Source organism: Aquabacterium sp. A7-Y, from assembly GCF_026153205.1.
In the GTDB taxonomy this organism is placed as follows: Bacteria; Pseudomonadota; Gammaproteobacteria; order Burkholderiales; family Burkholderiaceae_C; genus Caldimonas.
Genome location: NZ_JAPFBW010000052.1, coordinates 18834 through 32691 on the forward strand (window position 1 = coordinate 18834; position 13858 = coordinate 32691).

The 13858-nt window shown below is 63.6% G+C and carries 17 protein-coding genes, 1 tRNA gene and 1 pseudogene; 5 read left to right on the top strand and 14 right to left on the bottom strand.

Annotated features, from left to right (window positions below):
- Window positions 1-62: 62 nt before the first annotated feature.
- Both OOT46_RS29110 and OOT46_RS29115 read right to left on the bottom strand, forming a co-directional pair.
- On the bottom strand, window positions 63-935 hold the full coding sequence (locus tag OOT46_RS29110) for a helix-turn-helix domain-containing protein (protein ID WP_265407127.1): 873 nt from the start codon (window positions 933-935) through the stop codon (window positions 63-65).
- Window positions 936-1032: 97 nt separating this feature from the next.
- Window positions 1033-1108: transfer RNA gene (locus tag OOT46_RS29115), tRNA-Gly, on the bottom strand.
- A 246-nt stretch (window positions 1109-1354) separates the two neighbouring features.
- On the opposite strand from OOT46_RS29115, the gene OOT46_RS29120 reads away from it, so the two are divergent.
- Window positions 1355-1717 (top strand): hypothetical protein, encoded by a 363-nt coding sequence (locus OOT46_RS29120; protein ID WP_265407128.1) that lies wholly within the window; start codon window positions 1355-1357, stop codon window positions 1715-1717.
- Between the two features lie 75 nt (window positions 1718-1792).
- Here the strand turns inward: OOT46_RS29120 and OOT46_RS29125 are convergent, their stop codons facing one another.
- Complete coding sequence (locus tag OOT46_RS29125) at window positions 1793-2044, bottom strand: helix-turn-helix domain-containing protein (protein ID WP_265407129.1); 252 nt, start codon at window positions 2042-2044, stop codon at window positions 1793-1795.
- An 82-nt stretch (window positions 2045-2126) separates the two neighbouring features.
- Here OOT46_RS29125 and OOT46_RS29130 point away from each other — a divergent pair, with 82 nt between their 5' ends.
- The 4 genes from OOT46_RS29130 (at window position 2127) to OOT46_RS29145 (ending at window position 4639) form a co-directional block, all read left to right on the top strand.
- A complete protein-coding gene (locus tag OOT46_RS29130) occupies window positions 2127-2516 on the top strand; it encodes a hypothetical protein (protein ID WP_265407130.1) in 390 nt (129 codons plus the stop codon).
- Between the two features lie 545 nt (window positions 2517-3061).
- Window positions 3062-3355, top strand: a complete 294-nt coding sequence (locus tag OOT46_RS29135; protein WP_265407131.1) for a hypothetical protein — start codon at window positions 3062-3064, stop codon at window positions 3353-3355.
- 25 nt (window positions 3356-3380) lie between these two features.
- Window positions 3381-4211 (top strand): hypothetical protein, encoded by an 831-nt coding sequence (locus OOT46_RS29140; protein WP_265407132.1) that lies wholly within the window; start codon window positions 3381-3383, stop codon window positions 4209-4211.
- Window positions 4196-4639 carry a hypothetical protein gene (locus OOT46_RS29145; protein ID WP_265407133.1) on the top strand — a complete coding sequence of 148 codons (444 nt, stop codon included), beginning with the start codon at window positions 4196-4198 and terminating at the stop codon, window positions 4637-4639. Before OOT46_RS29140 ends, OOT46_RS29145 begins: the two co-directional genes overlap by 16 nt.
- Before the next feature lie 193 nt (window positions 4640-4832).
- Here the strand turns inward: OOT46_RS29145 and OOT46_RS29150 are convergent, their stop codons facing one another.
- The 11 genes and pseudogenes from OOT46_RS29150 to OOT46_RS29200 form a co-directional block, all read right to left on the bottom strand.
- A complete protein-coding gene (locus tag OOT46_RS29150) occupies window positions 4833-5450 on the bottom strand; it encodes an AbfB domain-containing protein (RefSeq protein WP_265407134.1) in 618 nt (205 codons plus the stop codon).
- A gap of 371 nt (window positions 5451-5821) precedes the next feature.
- Window positions 5822-6181 carry a hypothetical protein gene (locus OOT46_RS29155; RefSeq protein WP_265407135.1) on the bottom strand — a complete coding sequence of 120 codons (360 nt, stop codon included), beginning with the start codon at window positions 6179-6181 and terminating at the stop codon, window positions 5822-5824.
- A complete protein-coding gene (locus OOT46_RS29160) occupies window positions 6178-6645 on the bottom strand; it encodes a lysozyme (RefSeq protein WP_265407136.1) in 468 nt (155 codons plus the stop codon). The genes OOT46_RS29155 and OOT46_RS29160 overlap by 4 nt, the downstream gene beginning before the upstream one ends.
- The gene (locus OOT46_RS29165) at window positions 6642-6926 is read right to left on the bottom strand and encodes a hypothetical protein (RefSeq protein ID WP_265407137.1); all 285 of its coding nucleotides are present in this window, start codon (window positions 6924-6926) and stop codon (window positions 6642-6644) included. Before OOT46_RS29165 ends, OOT46_RS29160 begins: the two co-directional genes overlap by 4 nt.
- 84 nt (window positions 6927-7010) lie before the next feature.
- Window positions 7011-7481: a hypothetical protein gene (locus tag OOT46_RS29170; RefSeq protein WP_265407138.1), complete on the bottom strand. Its 471-nt coding sequence runs from the start codon at window positions 7479-7481 to the stop codon at window positions 7011-7013.
- 1 nt (window position 7482) lies between these two features.
- On the bottom strand, window positions 7483-7821 hold the full coding sequence (locus tag OOT46_RS29175; RefSeq protein ID WP_265407139.1) for a hypothetical protein: 339 nt from the start codon (window positions 7819-7821) through the stop codon (window positions 7483-7485).
- Between the two features lie 9 nt (window positions 7822-7830).
- Entirely contained in the window at window positions 7831-10839 is a 3009-nt protein-coding gene (locus OOT46_RS29180) for a phage tail protein (protein WP_265407140.1), read from the bottom strand.
- Window positions 10839-11249 carry a DUF6950 family protein gene (locus tag OOT46_RS29185; protein ID WP_265407141.1) on the bottom strand — a complete coding sequence of 137 codons (411 nt, stop codon included), beginning with the start codon at window positions 11247-11249 and terminating at the stop codon, window positions 10839-10841. Before OOT46_RS29185 ends, OOT46_RS29180 begins: the two co-directional genes overlap by 1 nt.
- Window positions 11246-11812 carry a hypothetical protein gene (locus tag OOT46_RS29190; protein ID WP_265407142.1) on the bottom strand — a complete coding sequence of 189 codons (567 nt, stop codon included), beginning with the start codon at window positions 11810-11812 and terminating at the stop codon, window positions 11246-11248. The genes OOT46_RS29185 and OOT46_RS29190 overlap by 4 nt, the downstream gene beginning before the upstream one ends.
- Complete coding sequence (locus OOT46_RS29195) at window positions 11809-12405, bottom strand: hypothetical protein (RefSeq protein ID WP_265407143.1); 597 nt, start codon at window positions 12403-12405, stop codon at window positions 11809-11811. The genes OOT46_RS29190 and OOT46_RS29195 overlap by 4 nt, the downstream gene beginning before the upstream one ends.
- Window positions 12402-13858 (bottom strand): annotated as a pseudogene (locus tag OOT46_RS29200) (hypothetical protein); the annotation flags it as partial. The gene OOT46_RS29195 and the pseudogene OOT46_RS29200, both read right to left, overlap by 4 nt.

The window sequence follows — 13858 nt, forward strand, 5'->3', positions numbered from 1 at the left end:
GGTTCGCTGTGCATCGGCTTTCCTTTTTTTCGTGACGAGCAGGAGCGAAAGGTAGCGCCGCCTCAGTCCGCCGTCTTGGAAGATCCCGAAACCGCCCGTTCGAGAAACAGGCTGGGGCTGAGGCCGCACAGGGCCTGGAACTCGTTGACGAGGTGCGACTGGTCGTAGAAGCCGGCCTCGAGCGCCAGCTGCGACCAGCGGGGCGGGGCCGGTCCGCGCAGCGCGCGCAGACAGGCGTGCATCCGGGCGAGCCGGGCCCAGGTGCGCGGCGACAAGCCGACGTGGGTCTGAAAGATCTGCTGGAGGCGACGCTCGCCGACGCCGACCGCGTCTGCGATCTCGCGCAGCGGGCGCCGGCCTTGCCATTGGGCGGCGAGGCCGGCGGCGTACCTGGCCTGCGCCATCGCAGCTCGGTCACGGCCCGCGAGACGCCGTTGCAGGACGGCCTCGAGCCGTCGCACGCGCGCGGCGTCGCTGCGGGCGCCCGCCATTTGTTCCAGCAAGTGGCCGGCTTCCCCGCGCCAGAACTCGTCCAGACAGACCGCCTGGTCGGCCACCTCCTTCGCAGGCACGCCGAGGACGGCTTCGACCGCGCCAGGCAGCAGGGTGACGGAGAGGCCCTCCACACGGCCGCGCAATCGCAGGACGGCGGGTCGCGCGGTGGCGCCGACCGCTTCAACGGCAAGACCGCGGATGCCTTCGCCGGCACTCGGCGCCTCGCCGAGGTTGAAGACGAGATGCACCGCTCCGTCGGGCAGGACCCGCTCGGTCCACTCCCGTCCATCCGGCACCACCTCGCGATAGCTGACGACACTGGCGATGCAGTCCTGCAGCGGGGCGCTGACCGCGAACTCGTCCATGGCGCCGGCCGGCACGGTGGTCTCCGGCGCGTAGAGCGGGTCGCCGTCGAGGCGGAGGAAAAGGCGCTCGGTCATGGGGACGAGGCCCCCTCGGGGTGCCGGGTTCCGCGCAACTGGCTGGCAAATTCGGGGGCGAACGAAAAAAGCCCACCAACGGTGGGCTTTCGAGATTTGGAGCGGGAGACGAGTCTCGAACTCGCGACCTCAACCTTGGCAAGGTTGCGCTCTACCAACTGAGCTACTCCCGCGTGGAGTCTTTGCTTCAACGCCCCCTGAGGAGCGTTCGCCGGGCGCCTTGCGGCACCTCATATCCTGGAGGCGGAGGCCGGAATCGAACCGGCGTGGACGGCTTTGCAGGCCGTAAATTCCCTTTGATATCAAGCACTTATGGTGCTGCTACCGCGTTCGCCTCAAAACGAGGACGAATAGTATCACGACTCTAAGCGGGTTTCTAGCCCAGCGGCAAAGAATTTGCTGGCAGAGGCGCCGAACGAATGCATGACAGCGCAGCACGTCAACTGTATATTTATACAGGCATGTTGGTTGACGTCGTTCAGATGCGAGTGGCTGGGGTGAAGATTGAGCCGATGGTGGTTCGGAGGTCCGCCGCCACACGCGGACACCTTTCCATCGTGCGCCAGGAAGGCGGCAACACGATGGCGCAGGCCTTCTGCACGGCCTACTTCACCGTCCTGGTCGACTACAGCTCGCAGCAGCTGCTCCCCGCTCTGCACCGCGCCAATGTCAGTCGGATGATGGGCGACCAGTTCGTCGTGGTGGGAGAGCAAGAAGTTCGCGAAGGGGTGGCTGTGTACGGCTTCAAGCCCCAGGCGTGGTGGTGCCGCATCGTCCGGTGAACGCAGAATTCTTCCCCAAAGGAAGCAGTGGAGAGACGTGAAGCTGCCGTCTGTGCGACGCGCGGCGGCGGCTTGCTACTTGCGCTTTAGCCCTCGCCGCCCTTTCGTCGTCTTTGCCATGGCGATCTCCAGGAGGGAAGGAACCGGCAGATCCAGGCCGTCTGCCAATGCGCAGACTGTCAAAAGGCTCGGCACCACCTCTCCGCGCTCGACCCGACTGATGTACCTGAAGTTGAGACCCGAGCGCACCGCAAGATCATTCAACGTTAGCTGACGCTGCAGGCGCTCATCGCGAACCGCGGCGCCAAAGGCCTCAATAACGTCCATGAATTGCCAGCAAAAAAGTGCTAGCCATTCTGTTTGGACTGGAGTTAGCATCTTCCATCGATAGATGGAAACAGAGCACGGGATGAACAAGACGAACTTGAAACCGTCATCCGCCGACCGCTGCGGCCAGTCCTTGCCAGACGCTGAAGTTGAGCCGGTCATGCAGGTGCTGGAGACATGGGCGGGAAGCACCCTCTCCTGGACCCTGTTGCTCCGTGCAGTGGCAGCCCAAACGGGCAAGCGGTACACCCGCCAAGCCCTTCAGCGACACAGCCGGGTTCAACTCGCCTTTGCGCTCAAGCGGGCCACGCTCGAATGCAAGCTGAACAGCCCCCGCGTCGAAACGCCAGAGCTGTCTGCAGCGCTGGAGAGGATTGCGAGGCAAGAGAGGACCATTGCCCGGCTGATGCTGGAGAACTGCCGGCTGAACGAGCTGTTGCACGCGCAGTCACGAGCCAACAGCGCGCCGTGACGAACCACCGGACTGATTGCCACTAAAACCGATGGGCAGTGTCGCCATCAGTCACCTGCGCGCCGCCATCTTATGCATCGCCCTGCCTCGGCAGTCAGGACACCTCTGGCAGATTGGCGGGCATTTCTCGTCTGACAGGCCCTGCTCCGATTACAGGTGCTCACCGCCTAGAGCACCCTCAGTTCGGGGGAGCTGACCCATTGCGCCCCTGGCGCTGGCTACACTGTCCGCCAAGACAATCGGCCGTCCGCCCCTCACCTCTCCGAGCGCCGGGCGGAAGGCTGTCCGCAGGGAGGGGTTCCAATGGAATTCGGCGGTGTTGCCACTTCGCCATTGCGCGGCTGTTTGATGCAGACACGCCGGCCGTTGCCGCGGCCCTTGAAGAATGCCCCCGCGACCCCTACGCAATGGCGTGTGGCGCCGCTCCGTCCGCAACCGACCGGCCGCTGCGGGCAGGGGCTGCCGTCCACGCCGAACGCCCAGCCGTTCTCCGCACCACTCGACAACCTCAGGGAATACGCCGTCTGACGGCGGCATAGAACAACATGACCGAGCCGACCAAAACGCCGGCAGGAGGGCAGGCCCCGAAGTCTGAACCGCAAACAGCGGTCGCCCCGCTCAACGCCATTGCCCCGGAAGACCTGCAGGCCAGCGCCAACGAGTGCGACGCCTGGCTACGCAAGAAGACCGACAACTACATCACGCTCGACCGCCTGACCGCCGTGGCCGGCAGCCTGCCCGTGCTCGACAACAACGGACGCGACGGCGACCTTCGCCTACGACCCACTTGGCCGGCGAATCGCGAAGCACAGCGAGAAGCCGAATCCGCACGGCGGTGAAGCTTTCATTACTAGGGGAGATCAATTGACAGCACCGAAGAAAACGCTGGAGCAAGTGGCCCAGAAAGCCAGTATTTGCTTGAAAGACCGCGAGAACATCCCGACAGCCCCTTTATGGCACATGGGCAAGGCGTATGTGTTCAGCAGCAATGACAGCTTTGATCTTGTGCAGAACACAATTGACTATCTCGCCTGCAAAGCCAAATTAGGTCGAGCTTTCACCGAAGACGAAAAGGAATTATTAGTCAATCTCTATGAAGCACTTTGGTGGGGCGGCAAGATTAAGGGCACGCCAGAGGCGGCAACATTGGCCAACCATTATGTTCATGGTAATGGCAAAGAAATCCGCCTTGATCCCTCCATATATCGAGATTCTGTTATTGTTCAGGATGCCATGGTCTGCCTAAAAAAGTATATCGCAGATCGACAGGCAAAAGGCAAAACATTTTCAATAATAAAAACAACGGACGCCGATTTCCGTTTGTCAAAATTTGCCGATCCACTGCGCCTTGGCCGTCGCAATCAGAACACGCAGGGAAACATCGTCGCCAAGGACGGCGCATTGAAAACCGAAGAGATCAATCGCCGCCTCAAGTTCGCGGATAACCGTTTCCATTTGGTGGCAAGCACGTCATACACTAAGCCTACATTCTTTACCAGGTGGAGTGTGGATAGTCTCTATGATTTTGTTGATTACGCAGAAAACAAGGACGATCAACATATCACTCGCATCCCGATGGATGGTGGCAGGAATCTGATTTTGCCGGATGGCTTGTCAAGCCACATGGAAAAAATCGGTATTGCCAAAAGGTTCTGGCACCGTGCTGAATGGCATGAGCAATGGCGGGCGGCATGATCCGGACAATGTTAAAAATCATCGGCGTAGTGGCCATCGTTTTGGTCGCCGCGACTGCTGCGCTTGTTTGGAAAATCCGAGCCGATGACTGCTCCATGTTTTCCGATAGCTTCACCAAGATTAAAACAATAACCATTGACGGGAAGGCCTACTATATTTATCGTGAAGTCTCCGGCTTCCAGGATAAAGTCACGCAGCTGTCCCTTTCAGCAGAAAATTTGCCGGAATCGGTTTGCGACTACTCGAAAATCAAGAATCGTCGTTATCCGGCTGAACTTGATGAAGAAAAATTCATTAAAAAACTTGTCGTCACACGCAAATCGGACGCGAGCTTCAATCTGGAAGTGATTTATGACGACGAAAGGCCGCCCCAGCCATTTTCTGATTTTGCCTATATCCCTGTTGAGGTGAATGGCAAACTGCAATAAATCCACCGACAGCACTTGGTTCTCTCACACCCGAACTGCGCATAAGAAGCTGTGTTATTTGCGGGCGAAGAAGTGACGCTATTGAGCGAGAGCGGCCTCTCGGCACTGCCTGGGGCGTGTGATTGACGAAGTGCCGGGTAGCGGCGCCGGCAACTATCCTGATACCCGTAACGGACAAGTCCGCGGTTGTAGCTCAACGATCTAGAACCTGAGTACCGCCCTGAGGTTGCGGCAGCGTGGGCTGCTGCCCTAACAACTGCTCCTGGTTCAGCTGTTGTATATCGGGCCACAAGCCGCTCCGAGGATAAAAACTGGCATCGTTGGCGAAGCGGGCGGTGCTTTCGCTGCGCACCAACCATAGCTCGAAATTCTGGTGGCGGATGAAGTGGCCGGGGACATTAGCCGACTCCAAACTCACGGCATATGGATACTCCCAGCTCAATCCTGGCCGATAGAAAAACGACGCATCACGGCGAAAAAGGTCGCTTCCATCGTTGCGTTGTAGCTTCAACCGCAAATTTTGGTGCCGCAGAAAATGGCCGGGAATATTTATCGATTCGAAGCTGACCGTATTCTGCAAACCGCTCAACCCTGGGCGTCGGATAAAGGTCGCGTCCGCCTTGTCCAAACCGCTGCTGATCGGCGTCAGCACGCCGAGAAAGAAGCTATGCCGGATGTAGCGGCCAGGGAAGTTGACCGACTCGAATGACACGGTTTGAGCATACTCGGCTGTGTCAGCTGACGCGGCAACGGGGAGGCTGGCTGTCAAGACCAAGGCGGGCAAGGTGAAACAGAGCAATGTAGCGCGCATGGTTATCTCCAACACATGACGGAATTTCGCGGTGAGCCGCTCCTCAGCGAGGGCGAAGGCCCACGCAAGAATGCTATGCCTTCATTCATCAAAACAGCACCTTATTTTTTCTTATCAAGTTCTTTTGGACAGGCCGATAGTCGGCCACCCAAATAACTTTTCAAGCGAAACAATGCGGCGAACACAAACCGAATTGATGTGATGCCATTTGCAAGATTTCGGCCCGTAGATATCCCAAGCTTACAAACTGCACCAAAGTCGTGGTCACATCGAATTGCAGTGGGCGCAGTTAATCCACGAGCGCTGCCTCGCGGCACTTCCGATATTGCGTCGCCACCTCCACCAGCTTCAGTGTCGTTGCCCCGAACGAATCATCGCTGAGGGGCTGCAGCGGCGGGCAACTCGCCACCACGAGCGGGCTCGGCCCGACCAGTGAGCGCTTCATTGACGACGCGCAACCCGTCAGGGCTATGGCGACAATCACGGTAAACAGGCACGGTGCGCACCTCGCGCTCGATGGTCTGGCGGACAGTGACATGCTGAATCTCAATCTTGCCAATGGCCGCGGCAGCGGCCTTGTTCGCGGCATCCGCCGCGATCCTGGCGACATGCTCATCACGCGCTTGTGCCGCCTCGCACCTGGCTTGCCCCACTGACTCACCGTAGAAGAAGGTGCCTGCAATGGCCGCTGCAACAGCGGCCGTTGCGATGAGCAGGACGTAGGTTTTCATGACCCCTTCCCCTCACACAGCGCCCGCTCGTGCGCCCTGCGCTTCACCAGCCCCTGCAGCTTACGGTCGCCTGCCCAGACCCAGCGGGACAGCTCAGCGCAGGCACCGATCAGGTCGCCGGCATTCGCCTTTCGAACGAGGCTGGAACCGCAGAACTTCTCGCGTCCAACATTGAACGAGAAGCTGATGAAGGCCGCCTTCTCGTGGTCCTTCAGCGGCACCTTGATGCACTGCAGGTCGTCCGCGTGCTTCAGCAAATCGCGGTACAGCAGCTGCTCGCACTCGGCGGGCGTGTAGCGCCGGCCGAGCTGGGCCGTCTCGGTGTGCCCTGTGCAGGCGGTGACGATGCCGATGGGGTCTCGATAGCCCTCGTATACGGTGCCCTCGAATAGCAGCACCCCAGGAACGACAAGGGCCGCAACTGCGACCCCTACCTTCCTCAAGAACTTGGCTTTCTCGCTCATCGGGGCTCGATGCCTCCCCTCAGCGCCGCCCAGGCGCCGGCAATCGCAGCGACAGTCGCGGCGATGTAGCCGATCGGCTTGGCTGCCTTGCCGATCCAATGCAACACCTGGAACGCTCCCCGCAGCGCGGCGAAGGCCGCGACCAACTCCGCGGTGTTCGCCTCAATGCGCCGGGTCGCTGCCGTGTTCTCTTTCAGTTCGGCATCCATGCGGTCCTGCCGCTCCACCATGGCGGTGAAGGCGCTGTCCCGGAACAGTGTTCCGTAGTCATCCTGTGGCATGTCGTCACTCTCTGCAGAAGATGGCTAAAGGCCGCCTCATCGGCACGCAGCCCTCGTGCTGCGTCCCGGCAGCCGACGTGTCACTCAGCCCTTGAGCCAGACGTAGCCCGACGCGCCGACGTCGGGCCAAGCAACGCCGCTGGTCCAAGACCAAGAACTGGTCGTACCATCGAACGAATAGGAGGCGTCCTTGCGCCAACGGGCCGAGATATTGCCGTAGTTGTCCTGCATCACGATCTGTGTGATGAATGACTCGGGCCATTGCCCAGCCAGACGCAGTGTCGTGGTGAAGCTGCCGAGCGTGAACTGCAGCGCGCTGATGCTGGCCCCCTTGAACACCGGGGTGGTGCCCCATACGTCGACACGCTTGTTGCCGCCGGCCGGGCCGCCGCTGGAGGCGGGAACGATGGTGCTCTCGAAGCGCTCGTAGATCTGGCGCCAAGCGCCGCCCTCGTTGCGCCACAGGCCCTTGGCCTCTCGCCAGGCGCCCTGCGCACGCACAGACGGCACACAGCCTTTCGTCCACGTGCCGTCGTTGTTGAGTTCGATCGCCATGTCAATGCTGGAACCAGATGTCGCCATCCTCGCCGTCGCTCGGCGGGTTGGGCGAGACCGTGATCCGGCCCAGGCCATCGCCACCGTTGCGCCCGTAGATCAACCCGGTGGCCTTCACGGTGCCCTGGACTGCGACGTTTCCCTGGACCATCGTGGCGCCGCCGATCGTCCCGCCCGCCATCGGGAAGGCACCCAGCGCAGCGCGCGCCGCCGCCTTGTCCGCGCTGTCGGTGCCCAGCAGCTCTGCGAGGAACTGCCGGAGCGCCGCGAAATTGCCCTTCTGCTGGGCGTTGGTGGTCGAAGCGCCGGTGAGCGCCGCTTCGGTTGGTAGCTGTGCCATGTCTGCTCTCTAGTAGCCTTGAATAAAAGCGTCCACCACACCGGGGACGCTTGCGTTGGTGATGTCGAGCACCTGAATGAGCGGGCCCGGTGTGACCCGCTTGTCCACGATTCGCGCGCCGACACCGGCCCCGCCGTCGCTTTGCACGGTCAGTTGCACGTTCTTGATGACTCGGTAGGCCTTGCGGATGGGCAGCCGCGTGCCGCCCGCGGCGATCGATACGTCATCCAAACGCTCGTTGAGATCCGGCACGTCCAGATGCGGCGTCAGCTCGACGATGCGCCCGCGCACCAAGCCCGCGGCGGCCATGACGCGCAGGCCGATCGGCTCGCCGCCCTGCACGACGACATTCCCCGGCCAGGGCAGCCAACCGGGACTGGGCGGCCAGAACCGCCGGGTATCCGCCTGCCAGAAGTCCTGTCCCTCGTCGGCCCAAAACGCCGTCTGTGCTTCGCGCAGATACTGCACGCGCACGTCCTCGCCCTCGATTTCGCTGTCAAGCGTGACGGTCCCTTCTGCGGTAGTCGTGAAGGTGCACTCGTAGCTCAGCGCGGCATAGCTCTGCGTCGACCAATAGGCGGCGTTGGCCGAGCCCCAATGGAGAGCCGACCCCTGCTGCCAGTACACGCTGGTTTCGTCGGCCTCCAGGACCCCGCCCGTCACCGCGCCGCCAAGGATCGAGCCAGCAAACGTCGGCGCCTGCGGCCAGCTCTCCAGCACGTTCAGCGTGACCGGGTCGCCCAGATCGGTAATCACGTATGCCGGCGACTCGCTCTCGTTGCCGCTGGTATCGACGGCCTTCACCATCAGCGTGCTCATGCCGAGGGGACGGGTGGACATCACCCAGCTGGCCTCGGTCAACAGACCTTCGTGCATCGGCTGCCCAGCCGCCCAGTTCACGCTGGCACCGCTCACGTAGCGCCAGCGGTAGCCGGCCAGGTCCAGGTCGGCAACCGGCCCCCAGGTGAGCCGGTTCCCGGCGACGAGGGCCCAAGGAACATCGCTGGGCGGCGCCGTCTTCCCGACCACTCGGTGCACCACTTGGGTGGACCAGTCCCCCGTCGCCAAGGCGTTGTGGGCCCGTGCCCGGATGACATAGACGAGGCGATCGTCGATGCCGGTGACAAACACCTCGGTAGCGTCCCCGGGCACCGTCAGCACCTGCCACTGCCCGTCGCTCATCGGTTGGTCCGCCCGGATGTAGGCCACTTCGATCCGTCCGCCGTTGCGCACGGCAGCGTCCGTGAGCGTCGGCCACGACACGCGCATGCGAGTCACGAAACGCCCGTCAGGCTGGCGCACCAGCCACTCGGTCCCGCTCTCTGCCCTGAGCGGACCCAGCGTCGGCACGTCCCAGGGTCGCGGCAAGGTGGTGTTGGGTGCTGCGTGGAGCGCATCCACGTTCGGATCAAACGCGTAGATCGCCGGGTCGGTTTCCTTCAGCGTCAGCTCGATCAGGCCTTCCAGCGTCCAGCGCCGCGAGATGACTTCGAAGGGCTTGGCGTCCCAGCCATAGCGGCGGTTGGTGAGCGTGATGACGTCGAACAGCTCGACCGGATAGGCCCGCAGTTTGAACGAGGCCGTCACGGTCAGCGCTTGCCGGGCGTCGCGCAGCAGCACGCGGCACACGTGCTGTGCCTGACCAACGTGTGTGATGGCGCCCAGCTCGATCTCCGTCGGCAGCTCCCGGCCGTCCTCGGCAAGGTAGGACCCGAACGCGACCCGGGGGAAGTCCACCACCTGGTAGCCGTTCGCCTGGTCGGAGAAGACCCCCGTCACGGTGTTGATCAGCTGCTCGCGCGGGCGCCGGGGCTGGATACGCACCTCACTCGCGTCACCAAAGTCGTTGTCGTCCAAGGCCAGCGCCGGGGCCACGTAAGCACCGGCACGCAGCAGCACGCGATTGCCAGCAAAGCCGATCTTGCCGGCCATGGCTTCCGCCAGCTCGCCCAGCACGTCCAGCGGCCGGGTGCCGCTTTTCCCGGCCGTGCCCGCCGTGTAGAGCGATCGCGTCTGCAGGCTGCCGCCGACGCTGTAGGTCACCGCCTGGTCGCACACGTTCGCAGCAGCAATGACGTGCACCTCGCTGACCGAGCCAGCCGGCAAGTTCGCTCCCAGCGGGTGATAGGCATAGTGCCGGGCCAGGAGCGCCGGGTTCTCGCTCCACACGGTTGTCCCGTTGCGCGGGTCGTGCACCTTGGCACCGCGGATCGCCGCGCTGATGTTCGGGATCGAGTTCGGGAAGGCGTCCTGGTCGTACAGCAGTTCCACCACCAGGTAAGCGATGCCCGACAGCCGATGGGCGTCGGTCCACTCCGCGGGGAACAGCTCCTTCACGCGCCAGTGCGCCGGCTGATCAGCCGTGCCCAGCATCCACCAGACGCGCGCCTTCGACTGCTCGTCGTTGTACTGGTACACCACGTGCACGGCACTGTTCACGTTGCCGTAGCTCATCGAGACCGTGTTGCCCTCCACGGTCAGCGGGAACCGCTGCGAGCCGTTGTCGCTGCCCAGGTCCCCGATGCCGAAGGCGGTACCAGCAATCGGTGTGTGAGGCAGGGTCACGCTGCCGAAGCCGTTGCTGATGAACATGGACGCCGAGCCGGTGCGCTTCTGGGAGCGAACATAGGGCACGGTGCGCACCCACCCGTCGCCATCCACAACCACCGGTTCGTCGTTGAAGTAGACCTGCTCGACGCCGTCGATCTCGTGCCCGGCAAGCGCGATGATCGCGACAAAGCGCTCCTTGTGCTCGCCGGTCGAGCCGAAGAACACCAGCGGCCCGGACTTGCGCACACGGCCCAGCACCAGGTCACGGCCCTCGATGGCCCCGCGCAGCATGACATGGCGGTCCTTGAGGCTCGCGTTGTAGGCGTTCCTCGCGGCTTGCTCGGCCTTGCGCTTCTGGTGCTTGGCGTAGAGGCCGGACGCCGCGGACACGGACAGCGCAACGATCAAGGTGCTGGCTGAGACGGCGCCAGCCGCGTAGGCCAGCACCGGGACAATCACTTGAGGCATCAGCCCACCCTCCAACAGGCACTTGCTTGATCCAGGTCAACGACCTGCAAACCGTTCTGAGCTGGCGCCAGCCAGTGCGCGCCGTTGCAGGCCGCGTAGCACTCCCGGTCACCGCTACGGACCAGACCGATGTCGCCGACACGTACGCCCAGCGGCGGACACGGGGGCCCGAGCGCCGCCGTCGCTATTGCGGCCAGCCCACCGCGCGCCCGAACCACACGGGCCGCCTGCAGCGCTGACGCATAGGTCCCGCGTAGGTCCGCGCCGGGATCGAAGCCGGTCAGCGCGTGCACGACGTCGGCCGCCCACAAGGCGCAGTCGTGGCGCCCCCACTCGAAGGGCACGCGCAAGCGGGCAGCGACGAGCCTGGCCCAGCGTTCAGGCCAATCGCCAAAGCGAACCAGGGTCATCGGCGGTAGAAGCTGGCGGCGGGCCAGACGATGGATTGCTCGGTCTGGTCAATCACGTACTCGAAGCCCTGGTCGCCCGGGACCAGCCGCCGTTGGTCGGCATCGCTGTAGCGCACGCTGCTGGGCCGCAGCAGGTCGATGCCGATGTGCTCAGCCGTGACGGCGATCGTTGCCGTGCCCAAGGTTTCGACGATGCTCATGATGTCGAGCTGCCCGGCCCACTCGATCGGAGCGTCGAGCACTTGGCACGTGTCAGCGTCGAAGATGGCCGTCCGCACCTCCACCGCCCTGCCCTGCACCGGCTCGGCCAGGGCGAGCGCCAGGTACTCGCTGAGCACGCCCGGCAGCTCGAAGCTGGTGCCCTTGATCTCCCCGGGTCCATCTTCGAGCACGTCGATGCGACCCACGCCGCCGGCCCCGCGCCAGGTCTTGCCATCCCACGTCAGGTCCCACCCGGTGGTGTTCAGATAGACCGGCTCGGACAGCGCCATGTAGATCAATTGACCGAGCACCACGCGGTCACCCGACAGCGCAGCAGTCACCGCAGCAGACAATGCCCTCATGCCCAGTGCTCCCGGAACTCCAGTTCCATCGCCTCGGCAGCCCGTGGCCGGTAGCCTGGCGCGGCCGGTGACATCAGGCGGAACTCGGTGGTTGGCCGGTCCCATATGACCGCCGTGCCCGACGCAACGGCTGCACGCAGACGGTTGGAGACGTGGACCGTCATCTCACCGGCCGCATTCGCTACGGCGTCTTCCGCCACCATGAGCAATTGCCCGCTCAAGCCGATCAGGTCGCCCTCCAGCAGCGTGGCGCCAGCACCTGCGTCATCAATGGTGACCACAGCCGCCCCTTGTGCCACGGCTGTCCCCAGTACCGGCGACCCGCGAAGCGTGCCCCTCGGCACCGGCCGCCGGAAGTGCCACAGGCGGATCTGGTGCGCCGATCCCCGCAAGCGAGCAAAGAAGGCTTCGAGCGCGGCGCCGTGCTCGGGCCGGCGCTCGGCCAGCGTCATCTCGACGTGCCATCGCTCGCCCAACAAATCAATCACCTGCTCACCTTGGGTGTAGGGGCTGGTGTGAACCCGCTCGTTCGGTTGCAACACCATCCGAAACCGCTGAGGCAGCCAGGCCTCACGCCATGCATACACCGTCATGACAAGCTTCCATTCCTGTTCACGCTGCGGTGAACCTCTGTGAGCGTCTGTCGTCGGACCTGCTCACCCCAGGCCGCCAGCTCGGCGCGGTTCACCCCGGCGCCGAAACTCATGTGCTGCACGATCGTGACGTTCGGGGAACGCCCCTGCTGAGCCGCCACGCCGAGCTTGCCGTCGCGCCCTCGCCTGAGGGGCATCACCGCCTCGGGACCGGCTTCGCCCATCACGCCGAGCGAGAAGCCGCCGCCCTGGGCGAAGCGGAACAAGGTCGGGCTGTTGAAGATGTCGCCTTGGCCGAAGGCCTGGATGCCGGTCGAGCCGAAGGCATTGCCCTTGGCGTTGGCCGAGGCACCGCTGAAGGCGCCGAACAGCGAGCCCAGCCATCCACCGCCGCCGGCACCGTCGCCGAAGATCGACTTCGCGAGGTCCGCCGCGATGGCCTCGGCCGCCATCTGCAGCAGCAGGTTCTTCCACAGCTCACCGATCGAGTCGAAGTCGCCCTGCAGGGTCTTCGCCAGCGTGTCGCCGAAGGCGTCCTGGATGTTGCGTGAGGCCTCCTCGCCAAAGACTGTCATCGCGTCGGAGGACTTCTTGATGGTCTCGGGCAAGGTCCCGAGGCGCGCTTGCGCGGCCTCGCTGAACTGCTCGGCGCTGATCGTTCCGCGCTCGAAAGCGTCGGCCAGCAGCTGCATGTCCTGGCGCTGCTTCTCGATCTTCTCGGTCGGTGTCTCGGCCAGCAGCTCGTTGAGGCGCTGCGCCCGCTCCAACAGCTCGGGCGGAAGCAGCGGCCCCACCTCGGACACGTCCTTGTACTGCTCACCCAGCTGGGCGATGGCCGACTGCAGCGCCGGCATCTCCTCGCTGGAGGCCGCACGTAGGGCTTCGTTGAGCACTTGCAGCGCCGCCGTGTACTCCTGGGCGCGGCTCAGGTCACGGGCTTCGATCAGCTTCACGGCCTGGCGCTGGGCTTCGCTGCTCGGCTCGAAGTCAAAACCCAGGTCCGTCCCCGAGCCCGTGCGCGCTTTCGGCGTCTTGCCGGCCTTCGGCTTCTCCTCCAGGTCCAGCGCGGTCAGCACCGGCTTCACCACCTCCGGGTTCACGAAACCCCGGCCGCCGCCGGCCGAGCCATCCGTCAGGCCCAGGTAAGCAGCATTCGCCTCTCTGAACTTCTTTTTCGCGGTGTCCAGCTCGCGCGTCACGTTCGCGATTTGCGCCGCGACCTTCTCGGCGTTGCCGAAGTAGCCGATGCCGCCCGCCTGGTCGGCCTTGAGCTGGTTGAGGTGGCTATTCAGCTGGATCACCTCGGACGCGATGGCGGCCAGCTCCTTCTTGGCCTTGAACTCCTTGCCGAAGCCAAACAGCGACAGGTAAGCCCTCGTCGCGCATCTGCTGCGTGACGTTGTTGAGCGCGGCACCAGCGCACTGGTGAGACTGCGGCGACGTCCCGACTCGT

Coding starts and splice junctions, on each gene's coding strand:
- OOT46_RS29110 (WP_265407127.1), bottom strand. CDS start 935: ATGACCGAGCGCCTTTTCCTCCGCCTCGACGGCGACCCGCTCTACGCG.
- OOT46_RS29120 (WP_265407128.1), top strand. CDS start 1,355: ATGCATGACAGCGCAGCACGTCAACTGTATATTTATACAGGCATGTTG.
- OOT46_RS29125 (WP_265407129.1), bottom strand. CDS start 2,044: ATGGACGTTATTGAGGCCTTTGGCGCCGCGGTTCGCGATGAGCGCCTG.
- OOT46_RS29130 (WP_265407130.1), top strand. CDS start 2,127: ATGAACAAGACGAACTTGAAACCGTCATCCGCCGACCGCTGCGGCCAG.
- OOT46_RS29135 (WP_265407131.1), top strand. CDS start 3,062: ATGACCGAGCCGACCAAAACGCCGGCAGGAGGGCAGGCCCCGAAGTCT.
- OOT46_RS29145 (WP_265407133.1), top strand. CDS start 4,196: ATGGCGGGCGGCATGATCCGGACAATGTTAAAAATCATCGGCGTAGTG.
- OOT46_RS29150 (WP_265407134.1), bottom strand. CDS start 5,450: ATGCGCGCTACATTGCTCTGTTTCACCTTGCCCGCCTTGGTCTTGACA.
- OOT46_RS29155 (WP_265407135.1), bottom strand. CDS start 6,181: ATGAAAACCTACGTCCTGCTCATCGCAACGGCCGCTGTTGCAGCGGCC.
- OOT46_RS29160 (WP_265407136.1), bottom strand. CDS start 6,645: ATGAGCGAGAAAGCCAAGTTCTTGAGGAAGGTAGGGGTCGCAGTTGCG.
- OOT46_RS29165 (WP_265407137.1), bottom strand. CDS start 6,926: ATGCCACAGGATGACTACGGAACACTGTTCCGGGACAGCGCCTTCACC.
- OOT46_RS29170 (WP_265407138.1), bottom strand. CDS start 7,481: ATGGCGATCGAACTCAACAACGACGGCACGTGGACGAAAGGCTGTGTG.
- OOT46_RS29175 (WP_265407139.1), bottom strand. CDS start 7,821: ATGGCACAGCTACCAACCGAAGCGGCGCTCACCGGCGCTTCGACCACC.
- OOT46_RS29180 (WP_265407140.1), bottom strand. CDS start 10,839: ATGCCTCAAGTGATTGTCCCGGTGCTGGCCTACGCGGCTGGCGCCGTC.
- OOT46_RS29185 (WP_265407141.1), bottom strand. CDS start 11,249: ATGACCCTGGTTCGCTTTGGCGATTGGCCTGAACGCTGGGCCAGGCTC.
- OOT46_RS29190 (WP_265407142.1), bottom strand. CDS start 11,812: ATGAGGGCATTGTCTGCTGCGGTGACTGCTGCGCTGTCGGGTGACCGC.
- OOT46_RS29195 (WP_265407143.1), bottom strand. CDS start 12,405: ATGACGGTGTATGCATGGCGTGAGGCCTGGCTGCCTCAGCGGTTTCGG.